The 18824-nt window shown below is 71.2% G+C and carries 13 protein-coding genes, 2 pseudogenes and 4 riboswitches; of the genes and pseudogenes, 5 read left to right on the forward strand and 10 right to left on the reverse strand.

The window, feature by feature from the left end:
* Positions 1 to 151 precede the first annotated feature (151 nt).
* Genes ACWGR4_RS47290 through ACWGR4_RS47300 form a run of 3 tightly spaced genes read left to right on the forward strand, consistent with a single transcriptional unit; the run spans position 152 to position 3674 of the window.
* Positions 152 to 676, forward strand: coding sequence for a PadR family transcriptional regulator (locus ACWGR4_RS47290; RefSeq protein WP_380000465.1), 525 nt, complete (start codon positions 152 to 154; stop codon positions 674 to 676).
* Positions 673 to 1353 (forward strand): ATP-binding cassette domain-containing protein, encoded by a 681-nt coding sequence (locus ACWGR4_RS47295; RefSeq protein ID WP_439673651.1) that lies wholly within the window; start codon positions 673 to 675, stop codon positions 1351 to 1353. The genes ACWGR4_RS47290 and ACWGR4_RS47295 overlap by 4 nt, the downstream gene beginning before the upstream one ends.
* Before the next feature lie 20 nt (positions 1354 to 1373).
* A complete protein-coding gene (locus ACWGR4_RS47300) occupies positions 1374 to 3674 on the forward strand; it encodes an FtsX-like permease family protein (RefSeq protein ID WP_452133275.1) in 2301 nt (766 codons plus the stop codon).
* Between the two features lie 121 nt (positions 3675 to 3795).
* Here ACWGR4_RS47300 and ACWGR4_RS47305 read toward each other — a convergent pair whose 3' ends face one another.
* Together ACWGR4_RS47305 and ACWGR4_RS47310 are read right to left on the reverse strand one after the other, a co-directional pair.
* Positions 3796 to 4608 (reverse strand): SAM-dependent methyltransferase, encoded by an 813-nt coding sequence (locus ACWGR4_RS47305; protein ID WP_452133274.1) that lies wholly within the window; start codon positions 4606 to 4608, stop codon positions 3796 to 3798.
* Positions 4609 to 5115: 507 nt separating this feature from the next.
* Positions 5116 to 6213, reverse strand: a complete 1098-nt coding sequence (locus ACWGR4_RS47310) for a prenyltransferase/squalene oxidase repeat-containing protein (protein ID WP_452133273.1) — start codon at positions 6211 to 6213, stop codon at positions 5116 to 5118.
* A gap of 130 nt (positions 6214 to 6343) precedes the next feature.
* Positions 6344 to 6478, reverse strand: a riboswitch (cobalamin riboswitch).
* Between the two features lie 412 nt (positions 6479 to 6890).
* Positions 6891 to 7016: riboswitch (cobalamin riboswitch) on the forward strand.
* Between the two features lie 61 nt (positions 7017 to 7077).
* Here ACWGR4_RS47310 and ACWGR4_RS47315 point away from each other — a divergent pair.
* Together ACWGR4_RS47315 and ACWGR4_RS47320 are read left to right on the forward strand one after the other, a co-directional pair.
* Positions 7078 to 7671, forward strand: coding sequence for a cob(I)yrinic acid a,c-diamide adenosyltransferase (locus tag ACWGR4_RS47315; RefSeq protein WP_452133272.1), 594 nt, complete (start codon positions 7078 to 7080; stop codon positions 7669 to 7671).
* Between the two features lie 137 nt (positions 7672 to 7808).
* Positions 7809 to 8195, forward strand: a pseudogene (locus ACWGR4_RS47320) (enoyl-CoA hydratase/isomerase family protein); the annotation flags it as partial.
* A gap of 228 nt (positions 8196 to 8423) precedes the next feature.
* On the opposite strand, the gene ACWGR4_RS47325 reads toward ACWGR4_RS47320, so the two are convergent.
* The 8 genes and pseudogenes from ACWGR4_RS47325 to ACWGR4_RS47360 all read right to left on the reverse strand — a co-directional run.
* Positions 8424 to 9323 (reverse strand): ECF transporter S component, encoded by a 900-nt coding sequence (locus ACWGR4_RS47325; protein WP_452133271.1) that lies wholly within the window; start codon positions 9321 to 9323, stop codon positions 8424 to 8426.
* Positions 9320 to 11020 carry an ABC transporter ATP-binding protein gene (locus tag ACWGR4_RS47330; protein WP_452133270.1) on the reverse strand — a complete coding sequence of 567 codons (1701 nt, stop codon included), beginning with the start codon at positions 11018 to 11020 and terminating at the stop codon, positions 9320 to 9322. The genes ACWGR4_RS47325 and ACWGR4_RS47330 overlap by 4 nt, the downstream gene beginning before the upstream one ends.
* Complete coding sequence (locus tag ACWGR4_RS47335) at positions 11017 to 12252, reverse strand: CbiQ family ECF transporter T component (RefSeq protein WP_452133269.1); 1236 nt, start codon at positions 12250 to 12252, stop codon at positions 11017 to 11019. Before ACWGR4_RS47335 ends, ACWGR4_RS47330 begins: the two co-directional genes overlap by 4 nt.
* A complete protein-coding gene (locus tag ACWGR4_RS47340; protein ID WP_452133268.1) occupies positions 12249 to 13262 on the reverse strand; it encodes a hypothetical protein in 1014 nt (337 codons plus the stop codon). Before ACWGR4_RS47340 ends, ACWGR4_RS47335 begins: the two co-directional genes overlap by 4 nt.
* Positions 13263 to 13285: 23 nt before the next feature.
* Positions 13286 to 14797: a prenyltransferase/squalene oxidase repeat-containing protein gene (locus ACWGR4_RS47345; protein ID WP_452133267.1), complete on the reverse strand. Its 1512-nt coding sequence runs from the start codon at positions 14795 to 14797 to the stop codon at positions 13286 to 13288.
* Between the two features lie 123 nt (positions 14798 to 14920).
* Positions 14921 to 14995, reverse strand: a riboswitch (cobalamin riboswitch).
* A gap of 242 nt (positions 14996 to 15237) precedes the next feature.
* Complete coding sequence (locus tag ACWGR4_RS47350; protein WP_452134347.1) at positions 15238 to 15507, reverse strand: hypothetical protein; 270 nt, start codon at positions 15505 to 15507, stop codon at positions 15238 to 15240.
* A gap of 298 nt (positions 15508 to 15805) precedes the next feature.
* Complete coding sequence (metE, locus tag ACWGR4_RS47355; protein WP_452133265.1) at positions 15806 to 18130, reverse strand: 5-methyltetrahydropteroyltriglutamate--homocysteine S-methyltransferase; 2325 nt, start codon at positions 18128 to 18130, stop codon at positions 15806 to 15808.
* Between the two features lie 158 nt (positions 18131 to 18288).
* Positions 18289 to 18507, reverse strand: a riboswitch (cobalamin riboswitch).
* 102 nt (positions 18508 to 18609) lie between these two features.
* Positions 18610 to 18824: pseudogene (locus ACWGR4_RS47360) on the reverse strand (transposase); the annotation flags it as partial.

Here is an 18824-nt window from a genome sequence, read left to right on the forward strand (position 1 = left end):
GCGGGCTGGTCCACCCCCGCGGCGCGCCCGGCCCCCCCGCCGGGGGGGCTCCCGGGTTGCCCCCCCCGGGGGCCCGCACCCGGCGGGGGGTGCGGGCCCCACGGCACCCCGCTATACACACGAGGTATACCTGGTGCGTATAGTGCTCGGCATGTCAATCGGTCACACCCTGCTCGGGCTCCTGGAGTCCGGACCCTGCCACGGCTACGACCTCAAGCGCAGCTTCGACGAGCGCTTCGGACGCGACCGTACCCTCGCCTACGGCCAGGTCTACTCGACCATGTCGCGGCTGTTGAAGAACGGCCTCGTCGAGATAGACGGGCTCGAATCCGGCGGTGGTCCCGAGCGCAAGCGCTACGCGATCACCGACGCCGGTGTCACCGACGTCGAACAGTGGCTCGGCCGGCCGGAGACGCCGGAGCCCTATCTCCAGTCGACGCTCTACACGAAGGTCGTCCTCGCACTGCTGACCGGCCGCGACGCCGCGGACATCCTCGACACCCAGCGTGCCGAACACCTGACCATGATGCGCGAGCTGACCCGGCGCAAGATCGACGGCGATCTCAGTGACCGACTGATCTGCGACCACGCGCTGTTCCACCTCGAGGCGGACCTGCGCTGGCTCGAACTCACCGCCGCCCGGCTCGGCGAACTCACCCTGGAGATCCGCAAGTGACCGACTCCCTGCTCAGCGGCCACGACCTGCACAAGACCTACGGATCGACGCCCGCCCTCGCCGGCGCGGAGTTCACCATCCGCTCGGGCGAGGTGGTGGCCATCATGGGCCCGTCCGGATCGGGCAAGTCGACCCTGCTGCACTGCCTGGCCGGCATCGTGCGCCCCGACTCCGGCACCATCCGCTACGACGGCCGCGACCTGACCGCCATGTCGGACGGCGGGCGCAGCGCGCTGCGGCGCAGCGACTTCGGCTTCGTTTTCCAGTTCGGCCAACTCGTACCCGAACTGACCTGCCTGGAGAACGTCGCGCTGCCGCTGCGGCTGAACGCGGTCAAGCGCAAGGAGGCCGAGGCCCGGGCGCGGGAGTGGATGGAGCGCCTGGAGGTGGCCGACCTCGCGCGCAAGCGGCCCGGTGAGATCTCCGGCGGCCAGGGCCAGCGCATCGCGGTGGCCCGTGCGCTGGTGATCCGTCCCCGGGTGGTCTTCGCGGACGAGCCGACCGGCGCGCTGGACTCGCTCAACGGCGAACGGGTGATGCACCTGCTGATCGGGGCGGCCCGATCCACCGACGCCGCGATCGTCCTGGTCACCCACGAGTCGCGGATCGCCGCCTACTCCGACCGGGAGATCGTCGTGCGCGACGGCCGGTCCCGAGACATGGCGCGCGCCGCGTGAACGTGTTCCGTGATCTCAGGATGGGCGCCGGATTCGCGGTCACCGGCGGCCGGGAAGGCTGGATCCGCACACTGTTGACCGCGATCGGCGTGGGCCTCGGAGTGGCGCTGCTGCTGCTGACCACCGCGATTCCGAGCGCGCTGTCGGCGCGGGACGAGCGGGGCCGCGATCGCAACGAACAGCGCGGGCAGGCGGCGCAGGCCGGCGACCACACGCTGCTGATCGCCAACGCCGACACCAGCTACAAGGGCGACGAGATCCGGGGCCGGCTCCTGCGGGCGGAGGGCCCGAAGGCGCCGATCCCGCCGGGGCTGGCCAAGGTGCCGGGGCCGGGGGAGATGGTCGTCTCGCCGGCGCTGGCCGACCTGCTCGATTCGAGCCGGGGGCGGCTGCTCCGGGAACGGTTCCCGTACCGCACGGTCGGCACGATCGGCGACAAGGGCCTGATCGGCCCGGACGAACTGGCCTTCTACGCCGGGAACGACACCGTGACCGCGGGCGACCGATGGAGTTCGGTGCAGCGGATCACCGCGTTCGGCAGTTCGTTTCCCGCCGATCCGATGGATCCCCGGCTGGTGTTGCTGGTCGTGGTGATGTTCGTGGTGCTGCTGATGCCGGTCGCGGTGCTGATCGCCACCGCCGTGCGGTTCGGCGGCGAACGGCGGGACCGGCGGCTCGCGGCGCTGCGGCTGGTCGGCGCCGACGCGCGGAGGACCCGGTGGATCGCGGCGGGGGAGGCGCTCGCGGGATCACTGTTCGGCCTGCTGTTCGGGCTCGGCTTCTTTTTGATCGGGCGGCAACTGACCGGCGTGGCCTCCGCGTTCGACCTGAGCATCTTCCCGGCCGACCTGGATCCGAGCGTGCCGCTCGCGGTGCTCGTGGCGCTGGCGGTGCCGTGTTCGGCGGTCGCGGTGACGCTGTTCGCGCTGCGTGCCGTGGTGATCGAACCGCTGGGCGTGGTCCGGGCCGGCACGCCTCCTCGGCGCCGGGTGTGGTGGCGCCTGCTGCTGCCGCTCGCGGGACTGGCCGCGCTGTACCCGCTGATCCGTCAGGGATCGGAGAGCGGGGAGTTCAACCGGGGACAGGTCGTGCTCGGCGTGGTGCTGCTCCTGCTCGGGGTCAACGCGCTGCTGCCCTGGCTCGTGGAGACGGTGGTGGCCCGGCTCGGTGCCGGTCGGGTGCCGTGGCAACTGGCGGTCCGGCGGCTCCAGGTGGGCAGCACTTCGGCGGCCCGGGCGGTCAACGGCATCGCGGTCGCGGTGGCGGGGGCGATCGCGCTCCAGATGCTCTTCCTGGGGATCGAGAACGACTACACCAAGGAGACCGGCGCGGATACGACGCGGGCCCAACTCTCGGTGAGCTCCGACGCGCCGGTGGGCACCGAGGGAATCGAGCGGATCGCCGGGCAGATCCGGGAGACGACGGGGGTGCGCAGCGCGTTTTGGCGATCCTCCACCCGCCTGGCCGAGCCGGGCGACGAGCCCGGTCCGGGCGCGTCGTTGACGATCGGGACGTGTGACACGTTGCGCGAGTTGGCCCGGATCGAGGGATGTGCGGACGGGGACACGTTCGTCGTCGACCCGCGCACGTCGAGTTCCGTCGGGAGCATGCGGCCGGTGCCCGGGAAGAACGTGGTCATCGACATGGGCCACGGCCCGCGTGCGACGCCCGTGCTCACGCCGTGGGTGATCCCCGCGGCCGCGCGCACGGTCCCGGGTCGGGCGGACGGGAGCGGGATCGCCCCCGACGGGGTGTTGGCGACGCCCGGCGCGGTGCCGGCGGCCGTGAGCCGGCAGCTGACGTACTCGATGACCTTGGCGCTCGACCTCGCGGTGCGGGACGCGAGCGACCTGGCGCGCAACGCCATGGCCCGGGTGGATCCGTTGGCGCAGGTGTACACGCTGAACGAGACCCACGAGTCCCGGCGGTTCGCGAATGTGCGCACCGCGCTGTTCATCGGCTCGACGGTGGTGCTGCTGATGATCGGCGCGAGCCTGCTGGTGACCATGCTGGAACAGCTGCGCGAGCGGCGGAAGTTGTTGTCGGTCCTGGTTGCGTTCGGCACCAGGCGCAGCACGTTGAGCTGGTCGATCCTGTACCAGACGGCGATCCCGGTCGTGCTCGGCCTGTTCCTCGCGGCGGGCACCGGGGTGGCGTTGGGCGCGGCGCTGCTCGGCATGGCGCAACGTCCGTTCGGGGTGGACTGGGCCGGGCTGGCGTCGATGACCGGTATCGGTGCGGGTGTGGTGCTGTTGGTCACGGCGCTGAGTCTGCCGCCGCTGTGGCGGATGATGCGGCCGGACGGGTTGCGGACGGAGTAGACGGGGCGAAGTGGGCGGACGGAGCTGCGCACGGTATGGCTGAACGCGCGGCGGCGTCGGGGTCGGAGACTTCGGGCCCGACGCCGCCGTAGTGTGTTCGTCAAAGCTGCGCGTGACGGGGTCAGGGCTTGCGGGCGACCGCGCCGAACTGCGGGACGATCGGCGGGAGTTCGCCGTCGACGGGGGCGGCTCGCCAGCGGGCGCAGGAGACGATGCCCGGGTCGAGCAGGTCCAGGCCGGCGAAAAAGCGGGTGAACTCGGCGAGGCTGCGGGCGGTGATCGGCGGCGTGGCGTTCTCGTTCCAGAACCGCATGGCCTCGACGTTGCCCTCGCCGCCGAGTTCGGTGGTCGGATGGGTGATCACCAGGTGGCTGCCGGACGGTACGGCGGCCATCAACCGGCCGACGATGTCCACGGCGGTGTCGGTGTCGAGGATGAAGTTGAGGCTGCCGAGCAGCATCACCGCCACCGGGCGGTCGAAGTCCAGCGTCGCCTTCGCGTCCGCGACGATGGCGTCGGGGTGGTGCGCGTCGGCGTGGATGTAGTCGGTGGCACCCTCGGGGGTGCTGGTGAGCAGCGCCCGGGCGTGCGCCAGGACGAGCGGGTCGTTGTCCACGTAGACGATCCGCGCGGCGGGATTCACCCGCTGGGCGACCTCGTGCGTGTTGTCGGCGGTGGGCAGCCCGGTACCGATGTCGAGGAACTGGTCCATCCCGGCCTCACCGGCCAGGAAGCGCACCGCGCGACCCAGGAACTCCCGGTCCGCGCGGGCGACTTCGCCGATGCTCGGGAACATGCTCGTGACGTGGTCGCCGACCTTGCGGTCGATCGGGTAGTTGTCCTTGCCGCCCAGCCAGTGATTCCAGACCCGGGCGTTGTGCGCGACGTCGGGCCCCGAGATCGGCTGGCCCTCGGACGGTCGATTCTCGCTCACGACGGTGGTCCCTTTTCCTGTCCGCCGTTCACCCGGTGCATCCCGAACGAAAGGCTGCGCGCCCAAGCGCCTTCGAACCCGTTCCCGAACCATTGTGCCAGGCGCCGACCAATCGGTTCACCGCCACCGACCGTGTCGCCACGCGTGTCGGCGACGCAGTGAGTGTTGTGCGTGCCCATGGAAGGTGGTCGAAATCTGCAAGAGGCGCCGACCTGGGCTTTTGCCCTGGCCGGCGCCTCTTGAACACCGTCGTGCCCCTTGACCCCCAGTGCTCGAACGGGCGTTCCTGCCGTGCCCGTCGGTGCAGAAACCTTGGGCTGGACGCTTTCCTGTCCGGGTGTCATGGGGATTTTCGATGCCGCGTGATTCCCAATGCGTGAGAGGGCCCTGAGAGGGGTGCTGTTGTCGCGACATGCTCGCCGCCTCGGCAGGAGGGCCCCCGGGACCGACGCCCGCACCTGTCGAGGCAGCGGCTACCGTGTCGACGGTGGCCGCCGGCTCGTCCGGTCAGGGTGTGGTGGGGCAGTGCAGTGTGGGGGCGTTCCGGTGAGCGCCCGCGCTGCTCAGGTCGGCGAAGCCGGTGCCGGCCAGGCCGAGAACCGCCTGAGCGGTGGCCCTGGTGGCGGTGGCGGGGTTGTACCCGCCGGTGTCGTAGGCGATCGCGCCTCGCGTGGCCGTGGATGCCGAGCAACCGACCTGACGTTCGGTCAGGAAGTGCCGGGCGGTCAGGCCCGGTATCACGCGCCAGGACGAGAGCAGGGCCTGGGCGGCCAGGCCGGTGCTGTCGGCGTTCGAGGTGGTCGCGCCCACCGTACCGAAGCCGCCGTCGGAAAGCTGGTGTGAGGCGAGCCAGTTCAGTCCGGCGGCCGCTTCCTGGTGGCGCCCGGTGGCGGCCAGCGCCTGCACGCTCATCGCGGTCGAGTCGGCGTCGCTGGTGCAGGTGGACAGACCGTAGTCGAGGGGGAATCCGCCGTCGGCGCAGTGTGCGTCGGCCAGGAAGTCCACCGCGGCGGCGGGGGCGCCGGCCGCAGTGCGGTCGAGCGCCAGGAGCGCGAGGGACTGGCTGAAGGCGTTGCTGTAGTCGCCCCACGGCGAGGTGTCGGTGAAGCGGCCGGAAGGCTTTTGCAACGAGAGCAGTCGGGCCGGGAGGTCCACGCCGCCGAACGAGGTGGGGTCGACACCGCGTACCTCGGCGGCGAGGAGGATCTTGGCGGTGGCTCCGGCGTAGGCGTTGGTGGTGCCGTCGCCGATGTACCCGGACAGGATCTCCGGGCGGGCGAGCCACGTGGTGGCCTTGGCTCCGTTGTCGTCGGCGACCCCGGCTGCGGCGAATGCGAAGATCGCGTCGATCGTCAGGCCCTGGTCGGGGTAGGTCACTCCGTCGAAGGTGGTCTCGAAGCGTTCGCCGTCGACGAGTTGCCGGGCCAGCCATCCCGCCGCGGCCTGGGTGCGGTTGCCGGAGAGTATGGACACGTTTGCCTGGGGCGTCGTGTCGGTCGTCGGTGGAGCCGCCACGGCGGTGGACGGGATCAGGGCGGCCGTACCGGCGAGGGCCAGTCCGCCGAACAGCGCGGCGATCCGGCGTCCGGGTCGGGTGAGCGTCATCACGGTGCCTTTCCGGGCCCATGGCACGGCGGACCCGGGAGACCCGGCGGCCGAGCGGGCACACCGACGGCGGCACCGTCCCGACGCACGGGTCGCTGGGGCTCCGTCCCGCGGACCACGACGGGGATGGGAGACGAACACTGCGGCGACGGGCATTCGGGCTCGCCGTCGGGAGGGACGGATCACCGCTGCGGGTCAGCGCCGGATTCACACCGGACTTCCCCCGTCGTCGGAGCTACTGCGAGTCGTCACACAAGACGATCGAAACAGATGAAGACGCCCGAAATCGGTACGTCGACTGCTCAGACCTGCAGATCCCGCACTCTACGGACCGCTCACTCCGGACGGAACTCTCTTTCCGGCCAACAAGATCGCCGGTACATGAAGGATGGATCCGACGCGGAACCCGGAAATCCTCCTTGAGGCTTCAGTAGTCACACGCCGCCTCTCGACCGGGGTCGACGTGGGGGCGGGCACCGAGGAAGCGGCTCAGCGGCCGAGCGGTGTCAGGCGGGGCCCGTGTGTTGGTGGGTGGCGCCGTCTCGGAAACGCTGCACGTGTGTGGTGCGCCCCGGTCGAGCAGGAGTGCGGTTGCCCGTGGCAGGAGGTCCCGGGTCGGGTCTGGTGCCGGCGAGGGCCGCGTGTCATGCTGTGGCCTGCTGTGCGACGGCGAAGCCGAGGAAACCGGTGCGATTCCGGTGCGGTCCCGCCACTGTGATCGGGGAGCGACTCCCGTCAAGGCCACGGCCCCGCTTCGGGGTTGGAAGGCCGGGGGAAGTGTTGATCCGAGAGCCAGGAGACTCACGTCGTCGCCACCTCGATACAACCGGGGCGGATTTCCCCGAGAGAGGCCGGTGGTTCGCCATGTCTGTGGTGCTGAGCCGTATCTACACTCGCACGGGCGACGCGGGCACGACCGCGTTGGGCGACAACTCCCGTGTCCGTAAGACCGATCCTCGGATCGTCGCCTATGCCGACACCGACGAGACCAACGCCGCCATCGGCGTGGCGCTCGCGCTGGGCTGCCTGGACGCGGAGTTGCGGAACGTCCTGGAAGGCATCCAGCACGACCTGTTCGACGTGGGCGCGGACCTGTGCGCTCCGATCCGCGACGGAGACGAACGCCTGCGGGTCCGGGACGAGGACGTATCCCGCCTCGAGCGTTTGTGCGACACGTTCAACGAACGGCTCGAGCCCTTGCGGTCGTTCGTACTGCCGGGCGGTACGCCCGGCGCGGCGCTCCTGCACACGGCGCGGACGGCCGCCCGCCGGGCGGAACGCTCGGCGTGGGCGCTGATCGAGACGGACACGGAGTTGTCCGGCGGGGAGGCGGCAACGGTGAACCCGGTGTGCGTCCGCTATCTGAACCGTTTGTCGGACCTGCTGTTCATTCTCGCGCGGTTGGCCAACGACGGCGGGCGCGGCGACGTGCTGTGGAGTCCCGGCCGCAACCGCTGACATCGCGCCGCCACCGTTCCGCCGGCCGATATCGCACCGGTTCTCGCAGGGTGTGGCGGCACGAACGACTCGCTCGGGAGACAACCCGAATTGCGTTCCCGGACTTGCCACCCGGCCGCCGCCGCGGCCGGGTGGCAAGGCTCAACGCCCGCATCGCCCGCTACCCCAAGACCTACGTCGCCGTCATGGACGGCATCGTGATGGGCGGCGGCGTCGGCATCTCCGCGCATGGGAAGGTGCGCATCGTCACCGAGCGCTCGACGATCGCCATGCCCGAGACCGGCATCGGCTTCGTCCCCGACGTCGGCGGCACCCACCTGCTCGCCCGAGCCCCCGGCGAGTCGGGTACGCCCCTGGCGCTGACCGGCTCCGCCATCGGCGCGGGCGACGCGATCGCCTGCGGCCTCGCCGACCACTTCGTGCCCTCGCACCGCCTGGACGCGGCGATCGAGGCGTTGGCCACCGGGACGCCGGCCGACGTCCTCGGCCGCTTCGCCGACCCGGCGCCCTCGGGCGAACTCGCCGAGAACGCACGGCGGTTGCCCAGCCGTCCGCCGTCCCGATCGCATGCCCTCACCGACATCCGCGGTGGAGAGTCTGCTGTCGATGGCTCGGGAACTGAAACATACGGGGGATGGGAAGGATCCGGAGTCGATGCAGGACGAATGCGGGGATCCCGAATGTCTGCGGTGTCGTCTGCTCCGGGCGGTGGGCGCAAGGCAGAGGCGGTAGGCGCCACATACGGAACGCAGCTATGGGGCGGGCTTCGTCGGCTTGGTGGTGGTCGCGGTGCCGACCTGCGTAAGGCCGTTGTCGGCCGGGGCGGGTTCGAACACGATTGGTGCCTCGAAGGCCGCCTTGCGGGATGCGCGCCGCAGGGCGGCCAGCACCGCCGGGCCGACGAGGACGATCGCGAGGCAGTTGGTGATGGCGCGGCCGGTGTCCCATCCGAAGGTCGAGGTGAGCACGGTGAACACGAAGAACCGGCGCAGGTTGTCCAGGATGCCGTCGCCGGGGACGAAGGCCGGGCCGACCATGGATTCGGAGTCGGCGAGGAACGGCCAGAACCACATGTTCATGAGGAACCCGAACGCGTAGGCGGCGAAGACGCCGTAGCAGGCGAGCATGACGATCTCGCGCCGCCCGCGCACCCGCCGGGGCAACAGGCCCGCGCCGAGTCCGACCCAGGCGGAAGCCAGCATTTGAAACGGCAACCACGGGCCCACGCCGGCGGTGAGCAGGGCGGAGGCGAACAGTGAGGTGCAGCCGAGCACGAATCCGAACCCGGGGCCGAACACGCGTCCGGCCAGGACGAGCATGAAGAACACCGTCTCGATCCCGGCGGTGCCGGCGCCCAGCGGACGCAGTGCCGCGTTGATCGCGGAGAGCACGCCGAGCATGGCCAGCGCCTTGGAGTCGAGCCCGCCGCTGGTGAGTTCGGCCAGCACCACCGCGACCACGAACGGCAGGGTGCCGGCGAAGATGAGCGGCGCGTCGCCCGAGTGCGCGGCCGATTCGGGGGAGGGGGAAGCGAACAGCGGCCACAGGAACATGGCCAGGCCCGCGATCGAGGCGATGGTGAGCACGATCGCGGTACGCGGGGTGATTCGGATCGCGTTGGTGCGTTTGCGCGTGTCGGTGACGGTCGTCATCCGGTGGGCTCCCTGTCTGCGGCGGATGCGCGAGCGTCGCGTGCGGTCGGGACGCCGTCCTCGGAGGCGGACTCCCGGTCGCTGATGTCCGTATCCGCAAGGGCGTTGCCGACATCGGTGACGGTCAGCCATTCGGCCGGTGCGAGAATCTTGGCCACCTGGGGTGCGAACGCGGGCGAGGAGACTACGACTTCGGCGGTCGGACCGTCGGCGACGATGTCGCCTTCGGCCATCACCACCACGCGGTCGGCGACTTGGGCGACGAATTCGACGTCGTGTGTGGCCAGTACGATCGCCCGCCCGGCGTCGGCGAGTTCGCGCACCACTCGGACGAACCGCCGCTTCGCGTGGTAGTCGAGGCCGCGCGTCGGTTCGTCCAGCAGCACCACCTGTGGCGCAGCGACCAGTTGGATGGCAAGCACCAGGGCGAGGCGCTGCCCCTCGGAGACGTCGCGCGGGTGCAGGGTGCCGTCGATCCCCGGCGCGATGCGATCGAGCAGCGCCCGGCACGCACCGGCTTCGGCGCCGGATTCCCGGTCCGCCTCGACGCATTCGGCGTCCACGGTCTCCAGGTAGAGCAGGTCGCCAGGAGTCTGCGGGACCAGACCGACCAGCGCGCGAGCCCGCTTCGGCTCGGCCCGGCCCGGATCGGTGCCCGCCACGTCCACGGTGCCGCCCTGGCGGGGACCGGAGCCTTGGAGGGCCCACAGCAGCGAGGATTTGCCGGAGCCGTTGCGGCCCATCAGGGCGGTGACCTGCCCGGCCGGCAACTCCAGGTCGAGGCCGCGTACGGCGATCACGTCGCCATGGCGCACGATGATGCGCCGCGCGGTCAGCAGCGGGTCGGCCGAGGAATGGGCCGATCGTGGTCCGGGCGGGGTACAGTCCGCCAACCGCGCCCGCAGTGGTGCGGCCAGTCGGCGGGCGTCGCGGACCGACAGCGGCAGCGGCGACCAGCCGGCGAGCCGCCCGAGTTCGACCACGGGCGGGGCGATGTCGCAGGTCTCCAGGATTTCGGCGGGCGAGCCGTCGCGCACGGTGTGGTCGCCGGGCAGGTGGACGAGTCGGTCGGCGTACTGCACGACCCGTTCCATGCGGTGTTCGGCGACGATCGCGGTGATCCCGAGGTCGTGCACGAGCCGGGTGATCGCGGCCAGGACGTCCTCGGCGGCGGTCGGGTCGAGTGCCGAGGTCGGCTCGTCCAGGACCAGTACACGGGGGTGCGCGGTCAACACCGAGCCGATCGCGACCCGCTGCTGCTGGCCGCCGGAGAGCGTGCGCAGCGGGCGATGGCGCAACTCGGCGATGCCGAGCAGGTCCAAGGTTTCCTCGACACGTTTGCGCATCACCGCCGACGGGATGGCCAACTGCTCCATTGCGTAGGCGAGTTCCTCCTCGACCGTATCGGTGACGAAACCGGCGAGCGGATCCTGACCGACCACGCCCACCAGGTGTGCGAACTCGCGCGGTGGCTGTGTGCGGGTGTCGATGCCGTCGACCAGCACGCTGCCGCGCAACGTGCCGCCCGTGAAGTGCGGGACCAGGCCGTTGATCGCCCCCAGCAGGGTGGACTTGCCTGCCCCGGTGCGGCCGACGACCAGACACAACTCCCCTTCGGAGATGGTCAATTGCACGTTGCGCAGGGCGGGGGCCGGTGCGTCGGCGTAGGTGATGGTGACGTCGCGGAATTCGATCACCGGACGGACTTCTCCCTGATGGTGGTACCGGTACCGGCCGGACCCGCCTTCGGCGCGACGGCCGACGCATCGGGTGCGGGCACGGTGTCGCCGATGCGAGGTGCGGTGAGCGGAGGTGGCGGTGCCAGCCACGCGGGCAGCACGCCGACGAGCAGCGCGAGGACCGGGAGCGGGGCCAGTTCGGGCCAGGCGAGTGGACTCAGCGACGGGTACAGGTTGCCCGCGTCGATCCGGCTGGTCAGGTAGAGCAGCGCGCCGGTGCCCAGACCGCAGCCGGCGACCGCGAATTCGGCCGGGCGCCAGCGGTCGGGGAGGTAGATGCTCCGGTTGATCCGCCGGCCGGTGAGCACGAAGCCGATGCCGGCGATCAGGAGGCCGCCGGGCAGCATGGTGGCGCCCAAGTAGCGGGGTGTGCTTCCGTCGAGGAGCGCGTAGACGCCGACGCACACGCCGATCAGCCCGACGAGGGTCAGGACGCCGGTCAACAGTCGGATCGCGCGTGGCAGATGCCGATTGCGGCCGTATCCGCGCGAGTCCATCGCGGCAGCCAGTGCCAGTGAACGATCCAGCGCGTCCTGAAGGACCGGGATCGCGATCGACCGCAACGCCCGCATGCCCTTCTGCGCCCCGCCGCGCAGTCGGCGGGCCCGGCGCACCCGCTGCACGCTCTCGACCAACTGCGGCGCGACCGACAGCGCGACGACCACCGCCGCGCCCACCTCGTACAGCGCCGCCGGCACCGCCTTGAGCATGCGCTTGGGACTGGCCAGCGCGTTCGCCGCACCCAGGCACACGATCATCGTGGCCAGCCGCAACCCGTCGTAGAACCCGCCCAGGACGTGTTCGAGCGCGACCGGCCCGAACAGGTGGATGCCCGCCGCCCACGCGGGCAGCGGGATCTCCGGCAGGTCGACGAGCACATGCCCGCTCGCCGCACCCGCGCCGAAGACGATCCGGAACAGCACCCGCATCACGATGATGAACAACCCAAGGAACAGGTACATCCGAAACGCCAGGGCCCACGGGGCGTCGCTGCGCCGGTTGGCGACGACGAACCCGGCCACCGCCAGGAGCAACGCGAGCAGCAGGGGGTTGGTGGTTCGGCCGGCGGCGGTGGCCAGCCCCAGGGCCCACAACCACCACGCGCCGGGGTGCACGGTGCGGGGCAGCCGGCCGCCGCCGCGGCGGAACGCCGCGGCGGTCGGCGACGGTTTCGGGTGGGGCACGTTCATCCCGATCCGTCGGCGCGCGTCCGGCGGCGCCACGTGGTGAATCCGGCTGCCGCGCAGATGGCAACGAGCAGGGCGATGCCGACGATGGTCATGGTCGGGATGCCGTCCCGCTTCTTCGTGGCCAACTCCTCGCCGCCGGTCCAGGTCTGGCCCTGCGGGGTGACGCCGGAGGGTTGCACGGACGGCGCGGCCGAGGCGGGCTCGGGCGCCGCGGACCCGGTCGGGGCGATGGAGGGCACCTCGCTCGCCGGAGCGGCCGGCGGGGGTTCGGACTCCATCGGATTTCCGGAGACGCCGGGCCCGGGGGCCAGTGGGTCGGTACCCGAGGTGGCGGTCCCGCCGGCCGCGTTCGAGCCGGACCCGGTCGACGCGGTGCCGCCTCCAGTTCCGGCCGGTTTGCCTCCCGATCCCGCCGACGTCGTGCCGTTGCCGGAGTTGCCTCCGTTGCCGGCCGGCGGTTGCGGGTTGTTCGTCCTGGGCGGCGGGTCCTGGGTGGCGGGCGTGGTCGGGCGTGACGGTGCCACGCGCGGCGAGGGGTTGGTGGTCTCGGTCTTGTTCTTGGAGAACGACCAGCCCTCGAAGCTGCCGAGCGGCGGTTTGCGGTTCATCACGCCCCACTGGCTGTACGTCCACGAACCACCGTTGGGGGAGTGCCAGTACGACCAGTACGCGCTTGCCGGCGGCGTGTCGATGCACGCCTCGGAGTTGGCCCCCGGCTTGCCCTCGATCCGGCAGATGAAGGACTCGCCCCAGCGGGCCACGCCGGCGATCTCGATGCCGGCGTTCTTGAGCGCGGCATGGCCGGTGGCCTGATCGCCACGCGCACAGCGCACGATGGTCGTACCGCCCAGCTCCTGGAAGTCGATCACGACCGTCACGCCGTTGCCGTCCGGGCAGTATCCGGGCGTGCCCTTGGACGTGTCGACCGCGCGCGCGGTCGGTGCGGCGACGGTGAGCTGGGCGGTGGCGGGCAGGGCGAGCAGGGCCAGGGCGGCGACCAGGCGGGCCATTCGGCTTCCGTGGCCGAGGCGCCTCACGTGTGCTGTCCGTTCTTGCGGCGCGCACCCGCGCGGACGGCGAAGCCGGTGCCGACCAGGCCGACCGCGAGCAGCACCAGGCCGCCGATCTCCGCACCGGTACGGGCGAGGCTGCCACCGCCCCCGTTCGCGGTGCCGCCACCGCCGACGGTGCTTCCGCCGCCGGATACCGAGCCGCCTGTGCCGGCCTGGTTCGTGTTCGTCGCGGACGCGGACGAAGACGCGGAGATCGACGCGCTAGCGGTCTGGCTGAGCGAGGTGGTGGGCGTTGCCGACGTCGAGGCCGATGGGCTCTCGGACCCGGTGTGGGTGGCCGAGCCGGTGGGCGCGGGAGTGTCGGAACGGGTCGGCACGGGAGTGCTCGTCGCGGTCCCGGTCGGTTCGGTCGGCGCCTTGCCCAGGTCGCCGAGCGGGACGCCCGCGAGCACGAGCAGGGCCTGCGGGGTTGCGCGGCGCCACTGGTCGCGCTGGAAGTCGGGGATGCCCTCCGCCCGAGCCGAGGTCAGCGCCTCCTCGTTGTAGGCGATCGTGCCGACGTCCTTGGTCGCGGCGCCGGCGTCGTCGGTGGTGATCTGGTGCTTGGCCACCCACGCGGCGGCCTTGTCCGCCTCGGCCGAGTAGCCGGCCGCGTGCAGGGCCTGCCCGGCCAGGCCGGTGCTGTTGGTGTTCGAGGCCGCCGTGGGACCCGAGCCGCCGAACGAACCGTCCGCTCGCTGCCGGGACTTCAGCCAGTCCGCGCCCTTCTTCGCGGCCGCCGCAGCGCCGGTCGACCCGTTCTCCGCCGCCGCGGACAGCAGTGCCTGCACGGCCATTCCGGTGGAGTCCGGGTCGAGGACGGTGGTCGGGGTGTCCTGGCAGACCGGCCCGGTGCTGCCCAATTGACCCGGGAACAGCCGGAAGCCGCCGCTGGGGCACTGCTGCTTGATCAGGAAGTCCACCGCACTCTGCGGCACTCCGCCACTGCGGGCCAGGCCCAGCACGGCGAGCGACTGCCCGAAGGCGTTGCCGGAGTCCGGGCTGCCGGTGAGCTTGTCCCGGACCCGACCCACGTCGTCGCCCGCGTCCGGGCCGGCGACCAGATCGAGGGTTTCCGCCCGCATGTCCAGCCCGCCGAACGCGGCCGGGTTGCGGCCGGCCACGACCGAGGCGAACAACACCTTCGCGGTCGCCCCGGCGATCCGCGAGCCGGGCATGCCCCACTCCTCGGCGCTGTTGTACTTGCGGATGTTGGCCGCCACGGCGTCGGTCGCGGCCTTGAGCGCCGCGGGCTCCGAACGGGTGGCCGCCAGCGCCATGACGGTGTCGATGGTCAAGCCCCAGTCCGAACCGGAGAACCCGGGTATCCCCCCGTCGACCAGCTCCCCGGCCTGCCACTTCGCCGCCGCGGCGGCCTGCGCGGCATACGGGTTCGCGGCGTCGGCCGACGCGGAGAAGACAGGGGAGGCCGCGACCAGAATCGCGCCGCAGACCGCGACCGCGCCGGTCTTTCGCACAGTGAGCCAGGACATCGGTGGAACCCTTCCGAGACCGACGCGTCCCGGGGCTCGCCCACGACACGACGCCGGTCGGGCGGTCCGGGCTTCAGCGTGTAGTCCACGACAGCTGGAGCCGACAAAATTCGTACGCACCCAGGTGTTCCGACTCGCGGCGGCCTTGCGGCCACCGCCTACGGTTGCGGGTCAGCGCCGGATTTCGACCGGCTTCCCCTGGGTTTCGAACTATGGAATTGGAATGCCGACACGACTCGGCGTGCGGAGCATACGGAACATTCCGACCGTCGGACAACAGGATGAGTGCGAAATCCCTCGTGCCGTTCGTCACGATGATGGACATCAGACAACGGGACGGGGGCCGGAGGGTCGGCGGCGGCTCCGTACCGGTCTGTGGCGCATCCCCGAACTGCCAACGGGGGTGGTGGTCCTGACCGGCCCACCAGCCACCCCGATGCTCAGTGACGTCGCACGTAGGCACCCTTGCGATGCCGGGCCGCGCCGAAGACGCCGCCACCGATGCCGAGCAGGATCAGCGATATCAGGACCAGTGTCGGCGCGTTGGTGCCGGTGAAGGCCAAGCCGCCGCCACCCTGTCCACGGCCCGACCCGCCGCCGGACGAACCACCCTCACTCGCCGCGGTGTTCGCCGGCGTGGCGGTGCCTCCCGGACCCGGGCCGGGGTTGGTGCGCGGGTCGCGAATCAGCGTCGCGAAGGAGACGCCCACACTGCCGACGACCGCTCGGGTGGTGCTGTGTGGGTCCGACCCGGCTTCGTCCGCCGCGACATCGAAGCCGCCGTCGGCGTTCTGCCGCGTGGCCAGGAACGAACTCCTCCGGCGTCACCAGGATCATGCGTGGCCCCTCGACGACGATCGACCGTGGTTCGTTTCGCTGTGTCATCCGCAGCCTTTCGATCGGTTTGTCGGTGGTCCCCCGCATCGATCCGGTCTGCTGTCCGAGGCTCTCATGCCGCGGCCGAGTCGGCGGGGTGGGAGCACGTGCTCCCACCCCGGCGAGCTCAGGTCAGGAGGTCGTGTTCGGCAGCGTCGCGCGCACCTCCCGGGCCGCCGCGACCAGGTTCTCCAGCGAGGTGCGAACCTCGGGCCGGCCACGGGTCTTGAGGCCGCAGTCGGGGTTGACCCAAAGACGTTCGGCGGGGATTGCGGCAAGTCCCTTGCGGAGCAGGCCCACCACCTCGTCCGTGCTCGGGACGCGTGGGGAGTGGATGTCGTACACGCCGGGGCCGGCCTCGCGCGGGTAGCCGTGGGCGGCGAGTTCGCCGGCGACCTGCATGTGCGAGCGGGCCGCCTCCAGGCTGATCACGTCGGCGTCGAGGTCGTCGATGGCCTGCACGATGTCGCCGAACTCGGCGTAGCACATGTGGGTGTGGATCTGGGTGGCCGCGCGTACGCCGGACGTGCTCAGGCGGAATGCCTCGGTGGCCCACTCCAGGTACGCGGCGTGGTCCACCGCCCGCAGCGGCAGCGTTTCGCGCAGCGCGGGTTCGTCCACCTGGATGACCGAACTCCCGCCCTCCTCCAGGTCGTTGACCTCGTCCCGCAGCGCGAGCGCGACCTGTCGGGCGGTGTCGCCGAGCGGCTGGTCGTCGCGGACGAAGGACCAAGCGAGCATGGTCACCGGCCCGGTCAGCATGCCCTTGACGGGTCGGTCGGACAACGACTGGGCGAACGCGGTCCAGCGCACGGTCATCGGGTCGGGACGGGAGATGTCGCCGGCCAGGATCGGCGGGCGCACGTACCGGGTGCCGTAGGACTGGACCCAGCCGTGCCGGGTGGCCACGTATCCGGTGAGCTGTTCGGCGAAGTACTGGACCATGTCGTTGCGTTCGGCCTCGCCGTGGACGAGGACGTCGATGCCGGCCTTCTCCTGGAAGGAGATCACGTCGCGGATCTCGGCCTCGATGCGCTCCTCGTACCCAACACCGTCGATGCGTCCCGCGCGCAGGTCGGCGCGGGCGGCGCGCAGTTCGGTGGTCTGCGGGAAGGAGCCGATGGTGGTCGTGGGCAGCAACGGCAGGCTCAGGTGCGCGCGTTGGGCCTCGGCCCGTTGGGCGTACGGCTTGCTGCGGCGCGTGTCGGCGTCGGTGACCGCGGCGGCGCGGGCGCGCACGGCGGGGTCGTGGGTGAGTGCGGACGCCTTGCGTGCGGCCAGGTCGGCCCGGTTGGCGGCGAGGTGGGTTGCGATGGTGTCGGTGCCCTGCGCGAGGCCGCGGGCCAGGGTGACGATCTCCTCGGTCTTCTGCCGGGCGAAGGCGAGCCACCGGGCGATCTGCGGGTCGATGTCGCGTTCGGTGTCGGCGTCCAGCGGCACGTGCAACAACGAGCAGGAGGCGGCGACGTCGACGCGGTCGGCCAATCCCAGCAGTATGCCGAGCGTGGTCAGCGACTTGCCGAGGTCGTTGATCCACACGTTGCGGCCGTCCACGACACCGGCGACCAGACGTTTGCCGGGCAGCCCGCCGACGGCGGCCAATGCGTCCAGGTTGGTGGCGGCCGAGCCGGTGAAGTCCAGTGCCAGGCCCTCGATCGGGGCCTTGGCCAGGATCGGCAGCGCCTCGCCCAGGCGGTCGAAGTACGAGGCCACGAGGAGTTTGGGCCGGTCGGTCAGGCCGCCGAGGTCGCGGTAGACGCGGGCGGCGGCGCCCAGTTCGGCGAAGCTGCGGTCCTGCACCAGCGCCGGTTCGTCGAGTTGTACCCACTCGGCGCCGGCGGCGCGCAGGTCGGCGAGCAACCGCGCATACACCGGCAGCAGCCGATCCAACAGGGTCAGCGGCTGGAAGTCGGCCGCGACCCCCGGCGCGGGCTTGGCCAGCAGGAGGTAGGTGAGCGGACCCACCAGCACCGGTCGGGCGGTCAGGCCAAGAGCGACGGCCTCCCGGAACTCGGCCACCTGCTTGGTGGAGTTCGCCTCGAAGACGGTGTCCGGCCCGAGTTCGGGGACGAGGTAGTGATAGTTCGTGTCGAACCACTTGGTCATCTCGAGCGGCGCGACGTCCTGCGTGCCGCGTGCCATGGCGAAGTAGCCGTCCAGAGCGTCGGCTTCGACGGCGGCGCGATGCCGGGGCGGGATCGCGCCCACGGCGACGGTGGTATCGAGGACGTGGTCGTACAGCGAGAAGTCGCCGGTGGGCACCTCGTGGATGCCGGCCTCGGCGAGACGTCGCCAGTTGGCGCGGCGCAGTTCGGCCGAGGTGTCCCGAAGCGCCTGCGCATCGGTGCGGCCGGCCCAGTAGCCCTCGACGGCCTTCTTCAGTTCCCGGTTCGGGCCCTGACGGGGATAGCCGTACACGGTGGCACGGGCTGCCGCGGCTGCGGTCTTGGTGGTCACGGAACTCTCCTTCGCGAGCCTGTCGACAAGATCCCGGAGACGGATCGCAGGCGCGAAGGGATGGCAAACCGCACGGGTCACGCATGTGTTCTCGCACACGTGTCCCACCGGTTGTCCGCCGACCCGCCCACGAGGTCACCGAGCTCTCCGTGCGCTGCGACAGCGCACGGGCAGTGGCAGGTCTTCGGACTCGCGGGCACATCCACCAGGGGCGGACACCTACTGGCCGTCGCTTCCCGGATCCGACACGGGTCCAGTGCTGTTGACGGCGGTCGTTCCCACTCACCGCTGCGGGGCAGTCCCGGATTCGCACCGGGTTCCCTCTTGCGACGCGCCTACCCGGATGGCAGGGCGAACCGACTGCGTGCGACAGCTTAGACGCACAAGGGGCACCCGGGGGAGACCGGTGCTCGCGCCTGACGGCGAGAGCACGCCTCGGAGATGTGGACGCAGTCGGCGTCGCTGTGATCGAGTCGGTCCTAGGTCCTGTCTGACAAAACGATCATGGTTGTGGTTCGCGGAGCCACAGGATCAGCGAGGCCAGGACGACACCTGCGGTGTAGCGGGCGGCGAGCTTGTCGTAGCGTGTCGCGATCGCCCGGAACTGCTTCAGGCGGGCGAAACACCGTTCCACGACGTTGCGTTCGCGGTACGCCTGTCGGTCGAACGCCGGCGGACGCCCGCCCGCAGGACC

This window comes from Embleya sp. NPDC055664 (assembly GCF_053618075.1).

Coding starts and splice junctions, on each gene's coding strand:
- ACWGR4_RS47325 (WP_452133271.1), bottom strand. CDS start 9,323: ATGACGACCGTCACCGACACGCGCAAACGCACCAACGCGATCCGAATC.
- ACWGR4_RS47340 (WP_452133268.1), bottom strand. CDS start 13,262: ATGGCCCGCCTGGTCGCCGCCCTGGCCCTGCTCGCCCTGCCCGCCACC.
- ACWGR4_RS47300 (WP_452133275.1), top strand. CDS start 1,374: ATGGGCGCCGGATTCGCGGTCACCGGCGGCCGGGAAGGCTGGATCCGC.
- ACWGR4_RS47310 (WP_452133273.1), bottom strand. CDS start 6,213: ATGACGCTCACCCGACCCGGACGCCGGATCGCCGCGCTGTTCGGCGGA.
- ACWGR4_RS47335 (WP_452133269.1), bottom strand. CDS start 12,252: ATGAACGTGCCCCACCCGAAACCGTCGCCGACCGCCGCGGCGTTCCGC.
- ACWGR4_RS47345 (WP_452133267.1), bottom strand. CDS start 14,797: ATGTCCTGGCTCACTGTGCGAAAGACCGGCGCGGTCGCGGTCTGCGGC.
- ACWGR4_RS47315 (WP_452133272.1), top strand. CDS start 7,078: ATGTCTGTGGTGCTGAGCCGTATCTACACTCGCACGGGCGACGCGGGC.
- ACWGR4_RS47290 (WP_380000465.1), top strand. CDS start 152: ATGTCAATCGGTCACACCCTGCTCGGGCTCCTGGAGTCCGGACCCTGC.